At 56.8% G+C, this 1504-nt stretch carries 1 protein-coding gene; it reads left to right on the top strand.

The window, feature by feature from the left end:
* Positions 1-1483, top strand: a 1483-nt coding sequence (locus tag F1593_RS27980; RefSeq protein WP_216369027.1) for an IS4 family transposase, incomplete at its 5' end; no start/stop codon positions are given.
* Positions 1484-1504: the final 21 nt, after the last annotated feature.

Below are 1504 nucleotides of genomic sequence, written 5' to 3' on the forward strand. Positions count from 1 at the left end.
GAAAAATGAAGAAAAGAGAGAGAGAGAAGAAAAAATGGAGCAAGAGCGCATACAAACCGCTGAACAGTGGGCCGTCCTGAACTATGGGACAGCATTGCTGGCTGATACACGACACACCGCCCGCGCCGTTCAGGTCGCCACATCCATGGCTCGGTTTCCGATGGTGTCATTGCCTGCTCAAATGAGGAGTCAGGCTGGCACCAAAGCAGCGTATCGGCTCCTGGGGAGTCCGAAGGTGACCTATGAACGGCTCATCCAGCCGCATGTGCAGCACACCCGCATGCAGATGCAACACCAGAAACGCGTGCTCCTCATTCAAGATATGACCGAGGTGGACTATCAGCAGCATCGCGCCACCACGGGATTGGGTCCCATTGGACAAGGTGATCATCAAGGCTATTTGTTGCAAACCGTCTTGGCCGTGTCCCCAACCAACCGGCAGGTGTTCGGCATCGCCGCGCAAAAGCCGTTTTTGCGCCAGCCTGCCCCGGAGGGAGAAACGACGCACCAACGGGAACGACGGAAACAAAAAGAGTCGCAGGTGTGGCAAGAACAAGCGCAGAGCATCGGGATGGCACCGGCAGACTGCGAATACATTCATGTCGGAGATCGAGGCAGCGATATCTTTGCCTTCATGGAGGTCTGTCAAGGGTTGGGATGTGGTTTTAACCTGCGGGTCAAGCACAATCGCCGCGTCGATCTGCTGGTGGATCAAGGAAACACTCCGATCCCAGCCGCCCACCGACGTCGCGGCAAGCAGCGTGATGCGGAACTGGGGCCTATCAACCATCTCTTTGAGGAGGTGAGAGGGTGGGCATCGCAAGGGCAACGAACCTTGACCCTGGATGGCAATCACAAGCGCCCACAGCGAGATGCGACCTTGTGTGTGAGTTGGGGCACGATGCGGCTGTGGCCTCCTGATGGAACGAGCGGCAAAGGGGCCGTCCCACTGGTTGTGACGGTGGTCAGAACCTGGGAACTCGATCCGCCTGAAGGTCAGGATGGGCTGGAATGGATGCTGGTCACCTCGGTGGCGGTGAACAACGAAGAGCAAGCCTGGGAACGGGTGGACTGGTATCGGATCCGTTGGATCGTGGAGGATTATCATCAATGCCTCAAAACCGGCTGCCACATTGAAGCGCGTCAGATGCAAACCTATGAAGGCTTGCGAACGCTGTTGGGATTTCTGGCACCTCTGGCCGTGCGGCTTCTGCAGTTGCGAGAATGCGCCCGTCAAGATCCCGAGCGACCGGCTTGTGAGGTGCTGCCAATGGATGTCGTCAAGGTGGTGGCGTATCAGGCCAAAGTGTCCCCCGAGCGTTTGACCACCAGACGCTGTTGGCATCGCATTGCGCAGGCTGGAGGGTATTTGGGACGCAAGGGAGACGGAGAGCCAGGCTGGAAAACCCTCTGGAAAGGTTGGCTATACATCCAAACGCTTGTAGAAGGAATTCACCTGGCTTCTGAACTCACACTTGAATAGAAATATGTGGGTAACAGACAG

Origin of the sequence: Dictyobacter arantiisoli, from assembly GCF_008326305.1 — a bacterium.
Classification (GTDB): Bacteria; Chloroflexota; Ktedonobacteria; order Ktedonobacterales; family Ktedonobacteraceae; genus Dictyobacter; species Dictyobacter arantiisoli.